Source organism: Variovorax sp. M-6 (assembly GCF_052114385.1).
Lineage (GTDB): Bacteria > Pseudomonadota > Gammaproteobacteria > Burkholderiales > Burkholderiaceae_C > Variovorax.
Genome location: NZ_JBFREQ010000014.1, coordinates 43,646 through 61,119, shown reverse-complemented (window position 1 = coordinate 61,119; position 17,474 = coordinate 43,646). Strand labels below are relative to the sequence as shown.

At 67.3% G+C, this 17,474-nt stretch carries 23 protein-coding genes; 19 read left to right on the top strand and 4 right to left on the bottom strand.

Annotated features, from left to right (window positions below):
* Positions 1-6 precede the first annotated feature (6 nt).
* The 6 genes from AB4Z46_RS17235 to hisA all read left to right on the top strand — a co-directional run bounded on the left by AB4Z46_RS17235 (position 7) and on the right by hisA (position 4,142).
* Complete coding sequence (locus AB4Z46_RS17235) at positions 7-546, top strand: putative colanic acid biosynthesis acetyltransferase (RefSeq protein WP_442284733.1); 540 nt, start codon at positions 7-9, stop codon at positions 544-546.
* Complete coding sequence (locus AB4Z46_RS17230; RefSeq protein WP_442284732.1) at positions 513-893, top strand: hypothetical protein; 381 nt, start codon at positions 513-515, stop codon at positions 891-893. Before AB4Z46_RS17235 ends, AB4Z46_RS17230 begins: the two co-directional genes overlap by 34 nt.
* 7 nt (positions 894-900) lie before the next feature.
* Positions 901-1,992 (top strand): histidinol-phosphate transaminase, encoded by a 1,092-nt coding sequence (hisC, locus tag AB4Z46_RS17225; protein ID WP_442284731.1) that lies wholly within the window; start codon positions 901-903, stop codon positions 1,990-1,992.
* Between the two features lie 8 nt (positions 1,993-2,000).
* Positions 2,001-2,618 carry an imidazoleglycerol-phosphate dehydratase HisB gene (gene hisB, locus AB4Z46_RS17220; protein WP_442284730.1) on the top strand — a complete coding sequence of 206 codons (618 nt, stop codon included), beginning with the start codon at positions 2,001-2,003 and terminating at the stop codon, positions 2,616-2,618.
* Positions 2,619-2,634: 16 nt separating this feature from the next.
* Positions 2,635-3,285 carry an imidazole glycerol phosphate synthase subunit HisH gene (gene hisH, locus AB4Z46_RS17215; RefSeq protein WP_442284729.1) on the top strand — a complete coding sequence of 217 codons (651 nt, stop codon included), beginning with the start codon at positions 2,635-2,637 and terminating at the stop codon, positions 3,283-3,285.
* A 116-nt stretch (positions 3,286-3,401) separates the two neighbouring features.
* Complete coding sequence (hisA, locus tag AB4Z46_RS17210; RefSeq protein WP_442284728.1) at positions 3,402-4,142, top strand: 1-(5-phosphoribosyl)-5-[(5-phosphoribosylamino)methylideneamino]imidazole-4-carboxamide isomerase; 741 nt, start codon at positions 3,402-3,404, stop codon at positions 4,140-4,142.
* A 130-nt stretch (positions 4,143-4,272) separates the two neighbouring features.
* Here hisA and AB4Z46_RS17205 read toward each other — a convergent pair whose 3' ends face one another.
* Both AB4Z46_RS17205 and AB4Z46_RS17200 read right to left on the bottom strand, forming a co-directional pair.
* Positions 4,273-5,214, bottom strand: a complete 942-nt coding sequence (locus AB4Z46_RS17205; protein WP_442284727.1) for an amino acid ABC transporter substrate-binding protein — start codon at positions 5,212-5,214, stop codon at positions 4,273-4,275.
* A gap of 9 nt (positions 5,215-5,223) precedes the next feature.
* Positions 5,224-6,531, bottom strand: coding sequence for a dicarboxylate/amino acid:cation symporter (locus AB4Z46_RS17200; protein WP_442284726.1), 1,308 nt, complete (start codon positions 6,529-6,531; stop codon positions 5,224-5,226).
* 163 nt (positions 6,532-6,694) lie between these two features.
* On the opposite strand from AB4Z46_RS17200, the gene AB4Z46_RS17195 reads away from it, so the two are divergent.
* From AB4Z46_RS17195 to tatC, 9 genes are all read left to right on the top strand, one after another.
* Positions 6,695-7,537 (top strand): D-hexose-6-phosphate mutarotase, encoded by an 843-nt coding sequence (locus tag AB4Z46_RS17195; protein ID WP_442284725.1) that lies wholly within the window; start codon positions 6,695-6,697, stop codon positions 7,535-7,537.
* Between the two features lie 21 nt (positions 7,538-7,558).
* Entirely contained in the window at positions 7,559-8,338 is a 780-nt protein-coding gene (hisF, locus tag AB4Z46_RS17190; protein WP_442284724.1) for an imidazole glycerol phosphate synthase subunit HisF, read from the top strand.
* A gap of 16 nt (positions 8,339-8,354) precedes the next feature.
* Complete coding sequence (gene hisI / locus AB4Z46_RS17185) at positions 8,355-8,756, top strand: phosphoribosyl-AMP cyclohydrolase (RefSeq protein ID WP_442284723.1); 402 nt, start codon at positions 8,355-8,357, stop codon at positions 8,754-8,756.
* On the top strand, positions 8,753-9,136 hold the full coding sequence (locus AB4Z46_RS17180; protein WP_442284722.1) for a phosphoribosyl-ATP diphosphatase: 384 nt from the start codon (positions 8,753-8,755) through the stop codon (positions 9,134-9,136). The genes hisI and AB4Z46_RS17180 overlap by 4 nt, the downstream gene beginning before the upstream one ends.
* A 14-nt stretch (positions 9,137-9,150) precedes the next feature.
* The gene (locus tag AB4Z46_RS17175) at positions 9,151-9,540 is read left to right on the top strand and encodes a DUF4870 family protein (protein WP_442284721.1); all 390 of its coding nucleotides are present in this window, start codon (positions 9,151-9,153) and stop codon (positions 9,538-9,540) included.
* Positions 9,530-9,889: a histidine triad nucleotide-binding protein gene (locus tag AB4Z46_RS17170; protein ID WP_442284720.1), complete on the top strand. Its 360-nt coding sequence runs from the start codon at positions 9,530-9,532 to the stop codon at positions 9,887-9,889. The genes AB4Z46_RS17175 and AB4Z46_RS17170 overlap by 11 nt, the downstream gene beginning before the upstream one ends.
* A gap of 65 nt (positions 9,890-9,954) precedes the next feature.
* Complete coding sequence (gene tatA / locus AB4Z46_RS17165; RefSeq protein WP_442284719.1) at positions 9,955-10,197, top strand: Sec-independent protein translocase subunit TatA; 243 nt, start codon at positions 9,955-9,957, stop codon at positions 10,195-10,197.
* 13 nt (positions 10,198-10,210) lie between these two features.
* Positions 10,211-10,669 (top strand): Sec-independent protein translocase protein TatB, encoded by a 459-nt coding sequence (gene tatB, locus AB4Z46_RS17160; RefSeq protein WP_442284718.1) that lies wholly within the window; start codon positions 10,211-10,213, stop codon positions 10,667-10,669.
* A 63-nt stretch (positions 10,670-10,732) separates the two neighbouring features.
* Positions 10,733-11,533 carry a twin-arginine translocase subunit TatC gene (gene tatC, locus AB4Z46_RS17155; RefSeq protein WP_442284717.1) on the top strand — a complete coding sequence of 267 codons (801 nt, stop codon included), beginning with the start codon at positions 10,733-10,735 and terminating at the stop codon, positions 11,531-11,533.
* Positions 11,534-11,558: 25 nt separating this feature from the next.
* Here the strand turns inward: tatC and AB4Z46_RS17150 are convergent, their stop codons facing one another.
* Complete coding sequence (locus AB4Z46_RS17150; protein ID WP_442284716.1) at positions 11,559-12,719, bottom strand: trypsin-like peptidase domain-containing protein; 1,161 nt, start codon at positions 12,717-12,719, stop codon at positions 11,559-11,561.
* 248 nt (positions 12,720-12,967) lie between these two features.
* Here AB4Z46_RS17150 and AB4Z46_RS17145 point away from each other — a divergent pair, with 248 nt between their 5' ends.
* Together AB4Z46_RS17145 and pdxA are read left to right on the top strand one after the other, a co-directional pair.
* On the top strand, positions 12,968-13,741 hold the full coding sequence (locus AB4Z46_RS17145; RefSeq protein ID WP_442284715.1) for a Nif3-like dinuclear metal center hexameric protein: 774 nt from the start codon (positions 12,968-12,970) through the stop codon (positions 13,739-13,741).
* On the top strand, positions 13,738-14,790 hold the full coding sequence (gene pdxA / locus AB4Z46_RS17140) for a 4-hydroxythreonine-4-phosphate dehydrogenase PdxA (RefSeq protein WP_442284714.1): 1,053 nt from the start codon (positions 13,738-13,740) through the stop codon (positions 14,788-14,790). Before AB4Z46_RS17145 ends, pdxA begins: the two co-directional genes overlap by 4 nt.
* Before the next feature lie 39 nt (positions 14,791-14,829).
* On the opposite strand, the gene mscL is transcribed toward pdxA, so the two are convergent.
* Entirely contained in the window at positions 14,830-15,252 is a 423-nt protein-coding gene (gene mscL, locus AB4Z46_RS17135; RefSeq protein ID WP_442284713.1) for a large conductance mechanosensitive channel protein MscL, read from the bottom strand.
* 177 nt (positions 15,253-15,429) lie between these two features.
* On the opposite strand from mscL, the gene petA reads away from it, so the two are divergent.
* Entirely contained in the window at positions 15,430-16,053 is a 624-nt protein-coding gene (gene petA / locus AB4Z46_RS17130) for a ubiquinol-cytochrome c reductase iron-sulfur subunit (RefSeq protein WP_442284712.1), read from the top strand.
* Positions 16,054-16,063: 10 nt separating this feature from the next.
* Complete coding sequence (locus AB4Z46_RS17125; RefSeq protein WP_442284711.1) at positions 16,064-17,464, top strand: cytochrome b; 1,401 nt, start codon at positions 16,064-16,066, stop codon at positions 17,462-17,464.
* Positions 17,465-17,474: the final 10 nt, after the last annotated feature.

Below are 17,474 nucleotides of genomic sequence, written 5' to 3'. Positions count from 1 at the left end.
GACAGCATGGATCTGAAGACCAGTCGGGGCCATCCCTGGACCCTGGGCCAGAAGCTGCGTCGCGCTTCCTGGATGCTGGTCTGGGGCCTGCTGGGTCGCGCCGGACCGCGCGCGCTGTCGCCGTTCCGGCTCTTCCTGCTGCGCCTCTACGGCGCCCGGCTCGGCGAGAAGGTGCTGATCAGCGCCGGCGTGAAGGTGCTGATGCCGTGGAACCTCGTGATCGGCGAGTACACCGCGATCGGCGAGGGCGTCGAGATCTACAACTATGGCGAAGTCCGGATCGGCAAGAACTGCTGCGTCTCGCAGCGGGTGTGGCTGTGCACCGGCACCCACGACTACAAGCGGCCCAGCTTTCCGCTGGTCTGGGACGACATCCGCGTCGGCGACGGCGTCTGGCTGGCAGCCGAGACCTTCGTGGCGCCGGGCGTCACGATCGGCGATGCCGCCGTGGTCGGCGCCCGCTCGGTCGTGACGCGTGATCTCGACGGCCACTGCGTCTATGCGGGGAACCCATGCGTGCTGATCAAGCCACGCCCGCGCGACTGATCCGCGCCGCGGGCGCCTGCCTGGCGCTGCTGATGCTGGCGACGCTCGCGCAGGCGATGTCGATCCGCGAGCTGCGCACGCTCGAGACCAGCGAGAAGGACGGCAAGCTCTACGCCAACTACTACCTCGTGGGTGTCATGGAAGGCCTGCGCGAAGCCAGCGACGAGGAGCAGCGCGCGGGCCGCAAGCCGATTTTCTGCATCAACGGCCGCCGGCTCGAGCCCAGGATGGCACGCTCGCTCTACCAATCCGAACTGACGCGCAACGCCGACAGCTACGAGGCCGACATGCCGGTCCAGCTGGTGCTCTCGGCCGCGCTGCGCAACAGCTACCGCTGCAACCCCTGAACTCCGAATGACTGCCACTGACGACACCCGCCGCGCACTGGGGCGCATCCGCGCCGACATCCAATCCATGCATGCCTATGCCGTGCAGGACGCCCGTGGCCTGCTCAAGCTCGACGCCATGGAAAACCCCCACGGCCTGCCGCCCGCGCTGCAGGCTGCGCTCGGGCAGCGCCTCGGCGCCCTGGCGCTGAACCGCTACCCGGGCGAGCGCGGCGCCGACCTGCAGCGCGCGCTGGCCGCGCACGCGGCGATGCCGGAGGGCTTCGCGCTGATGCTCGGCAACGGCTCGGACGAGCTGATCTCCTTGCTCGCGATGGCCTGCGACCTGCCCGGCGCCGCCATCCTGGCGCCGGTGCCCGGCTTCGTGATGTACGCCGTGAGCGCCCAGCTGCAGGGCCTGCGCTTCGTCGGCGTGCCGCTGACCGCCGATTTCGAGCTCGACGAGACCGCCATGCTCGAAGCCATCGCCAGGGAAAAGCCGGCGATCGTCTTCCTGGCCTATCCGAACAACCCGACCGCCAACCTGTGGGACGACGCGGTGATCGAGAAGATCGTCCAGGCCCAGGGCGCGCAGGGCGGGCTGGTGGTCATCGACGAGGCCTACCAGCCGTTCGCCGGCCGCAGCTACATCGACCGCGTCGCGCGCCACGGCCACGTGCTTCTGATGCGCACGCTCAGCAAGTTCGGCCTGGCCGGGGCCCGGCTGGGCTACCTGATGGGTCCGGCGGCGCTGATTTCCGAGGTCGACAAGGTGCGCCCGCCCTACAACATCAGCGTGCTCAACTGCGAATGCGCGCTCTTCGCGCTCGAGCACGCCGAGGTGTTCGCCGCGCAGGCGGCCGAGATCCGCGACCAGCGCGCGGGGGTGGTCGAGCGCCTGGCGCGGCTGCCGGCGGTCCGAAGCTGGCCCAGCGAGGCCAACATGATCCTGATCCGGGTGCCCGATGCCGCAAAGACCTTCGATGGGATGAAGGCTCGCGGCGTGCTGGTCAAGAACGTTTCTAAAATGCACCCATTGCTCGCGAACTGCCTGCGCCTCACGGTCGGAACCGCCGACGAGAATGCGCAGATGCTCGCGGCCCTCGAAGCCTCACTATGAACACCCCAATGGCACCCGAAGCCGTCGTCGCCACCGGCGCGCGCACGGCCTGCGTCACCCGCAACACGGCGGAAACCAAGATCACGGTCCAGGTCGACCTCGACGGCACTGGCCGCGCGAAACTGTCGACCGGCATCGGCTTTTTCGACCACATGCTCGACCAGATCGCCCGCCACGGACTGATCGACCTCGACATCGACTGTCAGGGCGACCTGCACATCGACGGCCACCACACGGTGGAGGACGTGGGCATCACGCTGGGCCAGGCGGTGGCCAAGGCCGTCGGCGACAAGAAGGGCATCCGCCGCTATGGCCACGCCTACGTGCCGCTGGACGAGGCGCTGAGCCGCGTCGTGATCGATTTCTCCGGTCGCCCGGGCCTGGTGATGGACGTTCCCTTCACCAGTGGCATGATCGGCACCTTCGACAGCCAGCTGACCTACGAGTTCTTCCACGGTTTTGCCAACCATGCCTTCGTGACGCTGCATATCGACAATCTCAAGGGCGTCAACGCGCACCACCAGTGCGAGACCGTGTTCAAGGCCTTCGCGCGGGCGCTGCGCTCCGCCCTGGAACTCGACCCGCGCTCAGCAGGTGTCATTCCCTCCACCAAGGGTTCGCTCTGAGCCGCCACGACTTCCAATGACCGCCAATACCGTCGCCGTCGTCGACTACGGCATGGGCAACCTGCGCTCGGTGTCGCAGGCGGTGCAGCATGCGGCCGACCAGGTCGGGGTGGAGGTGTTCGTCACCTCCGACCCGGAGGTGGTCCGCCGGGCCACCCGCGTGGTGCTGCCGGGGCAGGGTGCCATGCCCGACTGCATGCGCGAGCTGGCCGACTCCGGCCTGCTCGAGTCGGTGCTCGAGGCCGCGGCCAGCAAGCCGCTGTTCGGTGTCTGCGTCGGCATGCAGATGCTGCTGTCGCACAGCGACGAAGGGCCGACCGACGGCCTGGGCCTGATTCCCGGCGAAGTGCGCAGGTTCGAGCTCGAGGGCCGCACGCAGCCGGACGGCAGCCGCTACAAGGTGCCGCAGATGGGCTGGAACCAGGTCTTGCAGACGCGGGCGCACCCGGTCTGGGCCGGGGTGCCCGACGGGAGCTACTTCTATTTCGTCCACAGCTTCTATGCCAAGCCCGCCGACGTCGCCCACAGCGTGGGGGAGGCCGACTACGGCGAGCGCTTTACCGCCGCGCTGGCACGCGATAATATTTTTGCGACCCAGTTCCACCCCGAGAAGAGTGCGGAGCACGGGTTGCAGCTCTATCGAAATTTCCTCCACTGGAATCCCTGACGCAGTGAACGCCTCCCCCGTTCGGATCCGGCCTGCGCCTGTGCCTGCCGGGTTCTGAGTACCATCGCGCATTCCGACCACCGCCCCCTCCGTCCGCTACGCAATCCCGCATCACCATGCTTCTCATTCCCGCGATCGACCTCAAGGATGGCCACTGTGTTCGCCTCAAGCAAGGCGATATGGACCAGTCCACCACTTTCAGCGAAGACCCGGCCGCGATGGCGCGCAAATGGCTCGAGGCCGGTGCGCGCCGGTTGCACCTGGTCGACCTGAACGGCGCCTTCGCCGGCAAGCCGCAGAACCACGCTGCGATCAAGGCGATCCTGAAGGAGGTCGGCGACGACATCCCGGTGCAGCTCGGCGGCGGCATCCGCGACCTGGACACCATCGAACGCTACATCGACGACGGCTTGCGCTACGTGATCATCGGCACCGCGGCGGTCAAGAATCCCGGCTTCCTGAAGGATGCCTGCAGCGCCTTCGGCGGCCACATCATCGTCGGCCTCGACGCCAAGGACGGCAAGGTGGCGACCGATGGCTGGAGCAAGCTGACCGGCCACGAGGTCGCCGACCTGGGCAAGAAGTTCGAGGACTACGGCGTCGAGTCGATCATCTACACCGACATCGGCCGCGACGGCATGCTGTCGGGCATCAACATCGAGGCCACCGTGCGGCTGGCGCAGGCGCTCACGATTCCCGTGATCGCCTCGGGCGGCCTGTCGAACATGGCCGACATCGACAAGCTGTGCGCGGTCGAGTCCGACGGTATCGAAGGCGTGATCTGCGGACGTGCCATCTACTCGGGCGACCTCGATTTCGCCGCCGCCCAGGCTCGCGCCGACGAACTCGCAGCGTAAAAAGCTCGCCCCCAGGTTGGCTCACTTCGTGTAGCCGCCCACCCCCTACCGGGGGCAACACCGGCGGACTGGCAAAGCCAGATCCGCGGTGTTTCACGAACGGGCCTGGCTGCGCCGGCCGGTGCGGGGGCTATTCCGTTTTGACGGCCATGGTCTGGATGATGGTTTCGAGCTGGGGGCTCATGGGCAGGTTCAGACTGGTGCCGGACGGCAGCTTGCGCAGGAACCAGCGCTTGTACTGGCGCTCGATCTCGCCGTCCTCGGCCAGCGCCTGGAAGGTGTCGTTGACCACCTTGGCCAGCTGCGGATCGCCCTTGCGGTACATGACGCCGTAGGGGTCGTACGAGAGGAAGTCGCCGACCACCTGGTAGTCGCTGGCGCCCCCGGCCTCGCCCCGGTCCTGCGCGATCAGGCCGTACAGCAGCACCTCGTCGGTCGCGAAGGCTTCGGCCTTGCCGGACTTCACCAGCGCGAACGATTCGGCATGGTCGCGCGACACCAGCAGGTTCAGCTCCAGCTTGAAGCGTGCCGACAGGTCGCGCAGGGTCTTCTCGTTGGTGGTGCCGGCGGTCACGGCCACCGGCTTGCCGGCCAGGTCGCGGAACGACTGGATCGGCGAGCCTTTCTTCACCAGCAGCCGGGTGCCCGAGACGAACATCGTCGGCGAGAAGGCCACGCGCTTCTGGCGTTCCAGGTTGCTGGTGGTGGAGCCGCATTCGAGGTCGACCTGGCCGTTGACCACGGCATCGATGCGCGATTCGGCGGTCACGGGCTGCCAGCGGATGGACAGCGTCTTGTGCACCGCATCGCCCATGGCCTCGACCACCGCCTTGCACAGCTCGATCGAATAGCCGATCGGTTCCTTGCGCGGCGACAGGAAGGAAAACGGCACCGACGACTCCCGGTAACCGATGACCACCACGCCCGCGTCCCGCGCCTTGGCCAGGGTCCCGCCCAGGACCGCCGGGCCCGCCGGCGCCGGCTCGGATTGCGCGAGCGCGGCAGGTGCCGGGCCCAGCAGTGCGCCCAGCAGCACGGCGGCAGCGCCGAGGCGGATCCGGACGGGCGTCATGACCGCTCCTCAGGCATGTGCCGGATGGGCGAGGGTGGCGGCGCTTTCGGCGTCCATGGCCCGGGCATTGGCCGCAGCGTCGCCTTCGGAGAGCAGCTCGCCCTCCCACTTGGCCACCACCGCCGTGGCGATCGAATTGCCCACCGCATTGGTGGCGGAGCGCCCCATGTCCAGGAAGGTGTCGACCCCGAGGATCAGCAACAGTCCGGCTTCGGGGATATTGAACTGGTTCAGGGTCGCGGCGATCACGACCAGGGAGGCGCGCGGCACGCCGGCCATGCCCTTGGAGGTCAGCATCAGGATCAGCAGCATCGTGATCTGGGTGCCGATCGACAGCGGGATGTCGTAGGCCTGGGCGATGAAGAGCACGGCGAAAGTGCAGTACATCATCGAGCCGTCGAGGTTGAACGAGTAGCCCATCGGCATCACGAAGCTGGAGATCTTGCGCTTGACGCCGAAGCGGTCGAGCGCGATCAGGATCTTCGGATAGGCGGCCTCCGAGCTGGCGGTCGCGAAGGACAGCAGGAAGGGCTCGCGGATCAGCTTCAGCAGCGTCACGATGCGCGGCCCCAGGAACAGGAAGCCGGCCAGCGCCAGCAAGCCCCACAGCATGAACAGGCTCAGGTAGAAGCCGCCCATGAAGACCGCGAACTTGAGCAGGATGCCCAGGCCGTTGGTGGCGACCGTGGCGGCCATCGCGGCCATCACGGCGAGCGGGGCGAGCTTCATCACGTAGCCGGTGATCTTGAGCATCGCGTGCGACAGTTCGTCGATGGCGTTGACCAGCGTGCGGGCCTTTTCGCCGAGCGAGGCCAGGGCGACGCCGAAGAACATCGAGAACACCACGATCTGCAGGATCTCGTTGTTGGCCATGGCCTCGACAAAGGACTTCGGAACCACGTGGCTGACGAAGTCCTTCAGCGTGAACTTGGAGGTCGCGAGGTTGGCGGAAGACCCGATGTCGGGCAGCGGCAGGCCCAGGTTGTGGCCCGGCTGCAGCAGGTTGGCCATGACCAGGCCCAGCACCAGCGAGACCAGGGAGGCCGTGATGAACCAGCCCAGCGCCTTGCCGAACACCCGCCCGACCGCGGCAGCGTCGCCCATGTGGGCGATCCCGACCACCAGCGTCGAGAAGACCAGCGGGCCGATCAGCATCTTGATCAGGCGCAGGAAGACGTCCGACATKATCGAGATGTAGCCCGCGATCTCGACCGCGGTCTTCTTGTCCGGGAAATTGACGAAGACCATGTAGCCGATCACGATCCCGATCAGCATCGCGATCAGAATCCAGGCTGCCGGCGGCAGTTTCCTTCTCATGGAGGCTCCTTGTGCGAGTTGTTCTGAAGCGCTGACGCCACCGGGGGCGCGCAGCCGCAGCCGCCGGGTGAGCTCATTTCAAGCGAAATCCGCGCCGTTCGCAATGCCCCTCGGGTTCCGGAGGTGCGCATCGCGGGGACCGCCCCAAACCTAGAATCGGGCCATGACCTCCAGTCCTCTCGACTTTCGTGGCCAGCCGGCCGTGCGCCTCGCGCTGGCGGACGGCGGCAGCTGTACCGTGGCCCTGCACGGCGCCCACGTGCTGTCCTGGACCACGGCCGACGGCGTGGAGCGGCTCTACCTGAGCCCCGCGGCCCGTTTCGATGGCCAGAGCGCGATCCGCGGCGGCGTGCCGGTCTGCTGGCCGCAGTTCAACCAGCGCGGGTCGCTGCCCAAGCACGGCTTCGCCCGCAATCTTCCCTGGGCAGCCGAGGCCCCCGAGGCCGACGGCCGGCGCGACACCTTCGTGCTGACGCTGCGCGACAGCGCGGCCACCCGCGCGCTCTGGCCGCATGCGTTCCGGGCCCGGCTGGCCGTCACCCTGGCGCCGCGGGCGCTGCGCATCGCGCTCACGATCGACAACAGGGGCAGCGGCCCCTGGTCCTTCGCGGCCGCGCTCCACAGCTACCTGCGGGTCGACGACGTCACCGTGGCCCGCCTGGAAGGCCTGCAGGGCGCCAATCGCTGGGACGCGGTGCGCGACGACCGGCATGTCGACATGGCGCCGGCACTGCGCTTCGGCAGCGAGTTCGACAGCGTCTACGCTTCGCCTGCCCGGCCGCTTCGGCTGGTGCAGCCTTCGGGCACACTCGAGATCTCGCAAAGCGCGAGCTGCACCGAGACCGTGGTCTGGAATCCGGGCCCGCTGCTCAGCGCCAAGCTCGACGACCTGCCCGACGACGGCTGGCGCCAGATGCTCTGCGTCGAGGCCGCGCGCATCGACGAACCCGTGCTGCTGGCGCCCGGCGCCCAGTGGCAGGGCTGGCAACAGCTCACGGTCGCCTGAACCCATCGCCTCAACCACACCATGCTTGCCAAACGAATCATTCCCTGCCTCGACGTCACCGGCGGCCGCGTCGTCAAGGGCGTCAATTTCGTCGAACTGCGCGACGCCGGCGACCCGGTCGAGATCGCGGCGCGCTACAACGCGCAGGGCGCCGACGAGCTGACCTTCCTGGACATCACCGCCACCAGCGACGGCCGCGACCTGATCCTGCCGATCATCGAGGCGGTGGCCTCCCAGGTCTTCATTCCGCTGACCGTCGGCGGCGGCGTGCGCACGGTGGCGGACGTGCGCCGGCTGCTCAATGCCGGGGCCGACAAGACCAGCTTCAATTCGGCCGCGATCGCCAATCCCCAGGTGATCGAGGACGCCTCGCGCAAGTACGGCGCGCAGTGCATCGTGGTGGCGATCGACGCCAAGCGGCGCACGCCCGAGGACGCCGCCACGCGAGGCCCCGGCTGGGACGTCTACAGCCATGGCGGGCGCAAGAACACCGGCCTCGACGCCGTGCAATGGGCCGTCGAGATGGCGCGCCGCGGCGCTGGCGAGATCCTGCTGACCAGCATGGACCGCGACGGCACCAAGAGCGGCTTCGACCTCGAATTGACGCGGTCCGTGAGCGACGCGGTCAGCGTGCCGGTGATCGCCTCGGGCGGCGTCGGCAGCCTCGAGCACCTGGCCGACGGCATCCAGATCGGCGGCGCCGACGCCGTACTGGCGGCCAGCATCTTCCACTACGGCGAGTTCACCGTCGGCGAAGCGAAGCACCAGATGGCGGCGCGCGGGATCCCGGTTCGGCTGTGACGGACAATACCCGGCTATGAACTGGCTCGACGAAGTGAAATGGGACGCGAACGGCCTGGTGCCCGTGATCGCGCAGGAGCAGGGCAGCAACGATGTCCTGATGTTCGCCTGGATGGACCGCGAGGCGCTCGCCAAGACCGCCGAGACCCAGCGCGCCGTGTATTTCAGCCGCTCGCGCAAGAAGCTGTGGTTCAAGGGCGAGGAGTCGGGCCATGTGCAGACCGTGCACGAGATCCGGCTCGACTGCGACAACGACGTGGTGCTGCTCAAGGTCACGCAGCAGGGCCACGAGCCGGGCATCGCCTGCCACACGGGCCGCCACAGCTGCTTCTTCAGCAAGTACGAAAACGGCCGATGGACCGTCACCGAGCCGGTCTTGAAAGACCCCGCTTCGATCTACACATCCTCCCCGAGATGAGCACCGAATCCCGAAACGCCGAAGACGCGCTGGCACGCCTGGCCGCTGTCATCGAGAGCCGACTGCCGGCGCGCGGCGGCGACCCCGACAAGAGCTATGTCGCGCGCCTGCTGCACCGCGGCCCGGACGCCTTCCTGAAGAAGATCGGCGAGGAAGCCACCGAGGTCGTGATGGCCGCCAAGGACGCCGACCACGGCGGCGACCGCACGAAACTGGTGAACGAAGTGGCCGATCTGTGGTTCCACAGCATGGTGGCGCTGGCGCACTACGGCTTCTCGCCCGCCGACGTGGTGGCCGAGCTCGAGCGCCGCGAAGGCACCAGCGGCATCGAGGAAAAGGCCTTGCGCAAGGCGCAGGACCGCGAAGCTTCCAACGACTGAAAGGAGCGCACACCATGCCCAACGACATCGTGACCGTCGAGCCCGACGACTCCCTCAAGACCTGGGGCTGGGTCAGCTACATCCTGCATCTGGTGGTGGCGGTCGGCGCCGTGCTGCCCGGCGCCCAGGCCTCGATCGGCCTGCTGGTGATCGCGCTGGTGATCGACCTGGTCAAGCGCGAGGACGCGGCCGGCAGCTGGCAGGCCTCGCACTTCAGCTGGCGGATCCGTTCGGTGCTGTGGGCCGGCGTGCTGTACGTGCTGACCTCGTGGCTGTGGCTGCTCTTCCTGGTGCCGGGCTGGATCGCCTGGGCACTGATCTCGCTTTGGTTCCTCTATCGCATCGTCAAGGGGATGGTGCGCATGAACGCGGGCCGACCCATGGAAACAGCCAATGTCATCTGACCCGAACTGCATCTTCTGCAAAATCATCGAGGGCAAGATCCCGTCGCGCAAGGTTTTCGAGGACGACGAGTTGTTCGTCTTCAACGACATCGCGCCCTGGGCGCCGGTGCATTTCATGATCGTCCCGAAACGCCACATCCCGTCGATGGCACAGGTGACGCCCGACGACGCGGCGCTGCTGGGCAGGATCATGACCCTGGCGCCCAAGCTGGCGGTCGAGCAGGGCTGCCGGCCCTATCCCCAGGGCGGATTCCGCATCGTGGTCAATACGGGCGCCGAGGGCGGGCAGGAGGTGCACCATCTCCATGTCCACGTCATGGGCGGGCCGCGGCCCTGGCTCAGGGGCTGATAGCCATCATTTCGGCCGGTCATTTTGCGGCGACTAAAATCCGATTCATTCTTCAGGAGTAATCCATGGGTTCACTTTCCATCTGGCACTGGCTGATCGTGCTGCTCGTCGTCGTCATGATCTTCGGCACCAAGAAGCTCCGCAACATGGGATCCGACCTGGGCGGCGCCGTGAAGGGCTTCAAGGACGGCATGAAGGACGGCGCCTCGGCCGACGCGCCGACCGCCACCGGCCCGAACGCACAGGTGACCGGCAACGCCACCGCCGACAAGTCGACGATCGACGTCGAAGCGCGCCAGAAGTCCTGAGCCAGACCGATCCGTGATCGACCTCGGCATCTCGAAGCTGGCCCTCATCGGCGCGGTGGCGCTGATCGTCATCGGGCCCGAGAAGCTGCCGCGCGTGGCGCGCACCGTGGGCACCCTGCTCGGCAAGGCGCAGCGCTACGTGAACGACGTCAAGGCCGAGGTCAACCGCTCGATGGACCTCGACGAACTGCGCAAGATGAAGGACACGGTGCAGGACGCGGCGCGCGACGTCGAGCAGAGCATCCAGTCCGGCGCCAGCGACTTCGAGAAGCAGTTCTCCGAAAGCGGCCAGACGCTCTCGGCGCTGTCCGATACGGCCCCTTCCTTCCCCGAGTACAAGCATCCACGCAAGAACTGGCGCCTGAAGCAGGGCGCCACGCCGCAGTGGTACAAGGCGCGCAACGGCGTGCGCACCAAGGCGCTGTCGGGCGCGGCGCGCGTGGCCCGTTACCGCCCCCACAAGATCAACTAGCGCAAGCTGGCGACCCGGCCGCGCGCAGCGCGTGCCGGATTCCCGAGCGCAGCGTCCCCCCACATGGCCGACCCCACCGACAAGAACAAAGAAGACGAACTGGCCGGCACCGAGCAGCCCTTCGTCCAGCACCTGATGGAGCTGCGGGATCGCCTGCTCTACTGCGTCTACGGCCTGGTCGTGGCCGGCATCCTGCTGGCCATCTGGCCCGGGCCGGCCGGCCTGATCGACATGATCGCGGTGCCGATCCGCGCCCACATGCCGCCCGACGCCAAGCTGATCGCGATCGGCGTCTTCTCGCCCTTCTTCGTGCCGCTCAAGGTGCTGGGCATGACGGCGGTGCTGCTGGCGCTGCCCTGGCTCATGTACCAATGCTGGATGTTCGTGGCGCCGGGCCTCTACAGTCACGAGAAGAAGTTCGCGCTGCCGCTGATCTTCTTCGGCAGCCTGCTGGCCTATGGCGGCATCGCGTTCGTGCAGTTCTTCGTGCTGGACAAGATGTTCGGCTTCATCCAGAAGTTCACGCCGCCGTCGGTCAATGCCACGCCCGACATTTCGTCCTACGTGGAGGCGATCCTGTCGCTCTACATCGCCTTCGGCGTCGCCTTCCAGGTGCCGATCGTGGTGATGCTGCTGGTGCGCTTCGAACTCGTCACGATCGAGAAGCTGCGTTCGTTCCGCGGCTACTTCATCGTGCTGGCCTTCGTCGTCGCCGCGGTGCTGACGCCGCCGGACGTGGTCTCGCAGCTTGCGCTCGCGATCCCGATGTGCCTGCTGTACGAGGTCGGCATCATCGGCGCCCGCTACTTCACCAAGTACAGCCACAAGCCGCCCGAAGAAAGCGCCGACTCGGCGCAGTCCTGAATCCCGGCCCGGCCGGGGTTCCGGTTCACTCGGTCTCGTTCGGCGTCCGCCGCACCGGCGACCGCGGCCGCAGGCCCGGCGTGACGTCCAGCTCCAGCTTGTCGCTGCCGCGCTGCAGTGCGAAGCGGGTCGCCGTGCCGGGCTTGAGGCCGGCCACCGCGCTCAGCAGTTCCTGGGTGTTGCCGATGTTCTTCTCGCCCACGCCGGTGATGACGTCGCCGGGGCGCACGCCGGCCTTGGCCGCCGGGCCGTTCTGAAGCACGCCGGTGATGATCACGCCGGCGCTGGCCTTGACGCCGAAGGTCTCGGCCAGCTCGGGCGAGAGGTCGTTGGGCTCGACGCCGATCCAGCCGCGCGTGACCTTGCCGGCCGTCACGATGTCCTCGAGCACCTGCTTGGCGGTCGAGACCGGGATCGCGAAGCCGATGCCCATGCTGCCACCCGAACGCGAGTAGATCGCGGTGTTGATGCCCTCGAGGTTGCCGTTGACGTCGATCAGCGCGCCGCCCGAGTTGCCCGGGTTGATGGCTGCGTCGGTCTGGATGAAGTTCTCGAAGGTGTTGATGCCGAGCTGGTTGCGCCCGAGCGCCGAGACGATCCCGCTGGTGACCGTCTGGCCGACGCCGAAGGGGTTGCCGATGGCCAGCACCTGGTCGCCGACCTGCAGCGCGTCGGAGTTCCCCAGCACGATCACCGGCAGCTTGTCGAGCTCGATCTTGAGCACCGCGAGGTCGGTGTCGGGGTCGGTGCCGATCACCTTGCCGCGCGCATGGCGGCTGTCGTTGAGCGTGACGTCGATCTCGTCCGCGCCTTCGACGACATGGTTGTTGGTGAGGATGTAGCCGTCGGCGCTGACGATCACGCCGCTGCCGAGCCCCACCTGCGGCTGGTCGCCCTGGTCGCCGAAGAAGAAGCGGAACCACGGGTCGTTGTTGCGCGGCGAGCGCTGCGCCGCCTTGCTGGTGTTGATGCTGACCACCGCGGGCGAGGCTTTCTTGGCCGCGGCGCTCAGGCTGCCGGCGGTGAGGGTGCCGGCGGGCGCGGTGGGGGCCTCGATCACCGAGACCAGGCCGTTGAGCGGGCCGGTGCGCCGGTTCAGCCACTCGGGCTTGAGCGTTGCGACGACGAAATAGGCCGCGAGCAGGATGGTCACGGCTTGGGCGAACAGCAGCCAGGTGCGTTTCATGAAGAGGCGGGCGAGACGTGGTGGGAAGACATGGAGGGAGGGCGTTGCGCCGTCGCCGGCGCGCAAGCTCCGATTGTCCCTCAAGGCTTCCGCCGTCCGGTTCCGTTGCCCCGTCCCAACGTGCATCGTGGAATTAGGGAAAACCCTTAATTTTCGAGGCCCTGCGATTGGAACCCCCGCCGGGCCTTCTCCTGCGCGGCACGCGGCCATGCGATGCGGTCGGCGTCCGGCCGGGCCACAATGGCGCGATGAGCACGACCCGCCACGAACTTCTGCATGCGTTCGACCTGCTGCTTGCGCCCGCGCGTTTCAAGGACTACGGGCCCAATGGCCTGCAGGTCGAAGGCCGCACCAAGGTGCGCAAGATCGTCTCCGGCGTGACCGCGAGCCGGGCCCTGATCGAAGCCGCGATCCGCGCCGAAGCGGACGCGATCTTCGTCCACCACGGGCTGTTCTGGCGCGGCCAGGACGGCCGCGTCACGGGCTGGATGCGGCAGCGCCTCGGCCTGCTGCTCGGCGACGACGTCAACCTGTTCGCCTATCACCTGCCGCTCGACGCCCATCCCGAGCTCGGCAACAACGCGCAGCTCGGGCTCCGGCTCGGCCTGGTCGCGCACGCAGGTTCGGCCGGCCGCTTCGGCGAGCAGGAGCTCGGCTTCCTCGGCGCACGCGACAACGGCGAGAGCTTCGCGAGCGCGAAGGCGCTGGCCTCGCATGTCGAGAAAGCGCTCGGCAAGCCGGTCACGCTGGTGGAGGGCGCGCAGCGTCCGATCCGCAACGTCGCCTGGTGCACGGGCGGCGCCCAGAGCTATTTCGAGGCCGCGATCGCCGCCGGCGCCGATGCCTTCATCACGGGCGAGATCTCGGAGCCCCAGGTCCACTACGCGCGCGAGCTGGGCGTTGCCTTCCTGGCCTGCGGCCATCACGCCACCGAGCGCTATGGCGCCCCGGCCGTGGCGGCCCACGTGGCGGCGCAACTGGGGCTCGCGCACGAATTCATCGACATCGACAATCCGGCGTGAGCTTCGAATCCTTGTCTCCCATTGCTGTCACGCTCGGCGATCCCGCGGGCATCGGGCCCGAGATCATCGCGAAGGCCTTTCGCGATACGGCCGACGACCTGAGCGGATGTTTCGTGGCCGGCGACGTCGGCATCGTGCGCAGTGCCGCGCAGGCGATCGCGGCCGCCGGTGCCCCGGCCTTGCCGGTCGTTCTGATCGAGTCGGCGCGCGATACGTGCGACGTCCCGCCGGGCTGCATCCCCGTGCTGCAGGTGGTCGCGCCGCCGGACGCGCCGATCGCGCACGGCACGATCAGTGCGGCGTCCGGACGCATCGCCGGCGATTGCGTGGTGTGGGCCGCACGCGCTGCGCTTCGCGGCGAGATCGCCGCGATCGTCACTGCGCCCCTGCACAAGGAAGCGCTCGCGGCGGCCGGCTTCCCCTATCCGGGCCACACCGAACTGCTGCAGGCCGAGTCGGCCGCCCATCTCGGTCGGCCGCTGTCCGAGGTGCCGGTGCGCATGATGCTTGCCAATGACGAGCTGCGCACGGTGCTCGTGAGCATCCACATGTCGCTGCGCCAGGCGATCGAAGCCGTGAGCTTCGATGGCGTGCTGCAGACGCTGCGCATCGCGCACCAGTCGCTCGGCGCGGTGCTCGGGCGGGCGCCGAGGATCGGCGTGGCGGGCCTCAATCCGCACGCGGGGGAGGGTGGCCTGTTCGGCTCCGAGGAGCGCGACATCATCGCGCCGGCGATCGCGGCCGCGCGGGCCGAAGGCATCGACGCCGACGGGCCTCACGCGCCCGACACCGTCTTCATGCGCGCCCGTGCCAGGGCCGATCGCGCCGGCGAGTTCGACGTGGTGATCGCGATGTATCACGACCAAGGACTGATCCCGGTCAAGTACCTGGGCGTGGAGAAAGGCGTGAACGTGACGCTCGGACTGCCGCTGGTGCGCACCAGTCCCGACCACGGTACCGCGTTCGACATCGCGGGCAGCGGAAGGGCCGATGCCTCGAGCCTGGTCGAGGCCGTGCGGATGGCGCGGTCGCTGTCGCGTGGGCGTTGAGGCTGCGCGGGGCTTTCTTTCAATCAGTCCCGCAAGGCCTCACGAACGCTTGAGGCTGTCGCGGATCTCGCGCAGCAGCACGGTGTCTTCGGGCGTGGGCGCCGGCGCCGCCTCGCTGGTCTTGCGCAGCTTGTTGATCTGCTTGACCATCAGGAAGATGATGAAGGCCAGGATCACGAAGTTCACCGCGATGGTGATGAAGTTGCCGTAGGCCAGCACCGGTGCGCCGGCCTTCTTGAGTTCCACCAGCGTGTCGGCCACGCCGGCCGGCCTGGGCCCGAGCACGATGTAGAGATTCGAGAAGTCGAGCTTGCCGAAGATGAGGCCGACCAGCGGCATGATGATGTCGCTCACCAGCGAGTCGACGATCTTGCCGAAGGCCGCACCGATGATCACGCCGACCGCCAGGTCGATCACGTTGCCCTTGACGGCAAATTCGCGGAACTCTTTCAGAAAGCTCATGTCGGGCACCTCTTCCGGGATTGTTTTTGAACGGCGGCCAGTATAGGGGCGGGCCTTCGTTTCGGTGTCCGATCGAAGGCTCGCGTCACGCGCCTCGCCGACGTTGAAAACGCCTCTTACGCTCCGCTACAATCGCGGGTTGACCCAAGCCCCTAGCGAAGAAGATTGAGGATCCCCATGAGTGACAGTACCGTGAGCACCGCCGGCCGACCCCGGATCGACACCAGCAAGCGGACATGGTTGATCGCATCAGGCTGCGCAGGCGCAGTGGGTGGTGTGGCCGTGGCCGTGCCGTTCGTGAGCTCGTTCCAGCCGTCCGAAAAAGCCAAGGCTGCCGGCGCCCCGGTCGAAGCCGACATCGGTGCCCTGCAGGTCGGCGAGAAGATGACCGTCGAATGGCGCGGCAAGCCGGTCTGGATCCTCAAGCGTTCGCCGGCACAAGTCGCCGAGCTGCCCAAGCTCGACCCGCTGCTGGCCGATCCGCAATCCAAGCGCAACCCCGACGAGTTCACGCCGGCCTACGCGCGCAACGATCACCGTTCGATCAAGCCCGAGATCCTGGTGGTCGTGGGCATCTGCACCCACCTGGGCTGCTCGCCCATCGACAGGCTCCAGGCTGGCCCGCAGGCCTCGCTGCCCGACAACTGGGAAGGCGGCTTCCTGTGCCCCTGCCACGGCTCGACCTTCGACCTGGCCGGCCGCGTCTTCAAGAACAAGCCGGCACCCGACAACCTGCCGGTGCCGCCGCACATGTATCTCTCCGATACGCGCATCTTGATCGGCGACGACAAGAAGGCTTGAGGAGAAAGACATGGCTGAATTCAACGAAATCTCCCCCAACGCACCCGCCGGCGAGAAGCTGCTCAACTGGGTCGACAACCGCTTCCCGCTGACCAAGCTCTGGAACGACCAGTGGGGCAAGTACTACGCGCCGAAGAACTTCAACTTCTGGTACATCTTCGGCTCGCTCGCGATGCTGGTCCTCGTGATCCAGATCGTGACCGGCATCTTCCTCGTGATGCACTACAAGCCCGACGCCGCGCTGGCGTTCGGCTCGGTCGAGTACATCATGCGCGACGTGCCCTGGGGCTGGCTGATCCGCTACATGCACTCGACGGGGGCCTCGGCCTTCTTCATCGTGGTCTACCTGCACATGTTCCGCGGCCTGATGTACGGCAGCTACCGCAAGCCGCGCGAGCTGATCTGGATCTTCGGCTGCGCGATCTTCCTGTGCCTGATGGCCGAGGCCTTCATGGGCTACCTGCTGCCCTGGGGCCAGATGAGCTACTGGGGTGCCCAGGTGATCGTCAACCTGTTCGCCGCGATCCCCTTCGTCGGCCCTGACCTCGCGCTGCTGATCCGCGGCGACTACGTGGTGAGCGATGCCACGCTCAACCGCTTCTTCAGCTTCCACGTGATCGCCGTGCCGCTGGTGCTGCTCGGCCTGGTGGTTGCCCACCTGATCGCGCTGCACGAAGTGGGGTCCAACAACCCCGACGGCATCGAGATCAAGGCCAACCGCGGCGCCGACGGCCATCCGGTCGACGGCATCCCGTCGCACCCGTACTACACGGTGCACGACATCTTCGGCGTGGTGGTGTTCCTGACGATCTTCTCGGCCGTGATCTTCTTCGCGCCCGAGGCCGGCGGCTACTTCCTCGAGTACAACAACTTCATCCCGGCGGATTCGCTCAAGACGCCGAACCACATCGCGCCGGTCTGGTACTTCACGCCCTTCTATTCGATGCTGCGTGCCATCACCAGCGAGATGATGTATGCGCTGATCGCCTGCGTGGTCGGTGCGGCCGCCTACGGCGTCCTGAAGGCCCGCTTCCCCGCCTTCATCAAGGCCGGTGTCGCGGTCGTCGCCGTCGGCGTGGTCGCGATGATGCTGTCGATCGACGCCAAGTTCTGGGGCGTGGTGGTGATGGGTGGCGCGGTCATCATCCTGTTCTTCCTGCCGTGGCTGGATCACAGCCCCGTCAAGTCGATCCGCTATCGCCCGAGCTGGCACAAGTATGTCTACGGCGTGTTCGTCGTCAACTTCGTGGTGCTCGCCTATCTCGGCGTGCAGCCGCCGTCGCCGATCGGCGAACGCGTGTCGCAGATCGGAACGCTCTTCTATTTCGGTTTCTTCCTGCTGATGCCGTGGTGGAGCCGCCTCGGCGAATTCAAGCCGGTCCCCGAGCGCGTGGTTTTCAACGCTCACTGACCGGGAGACA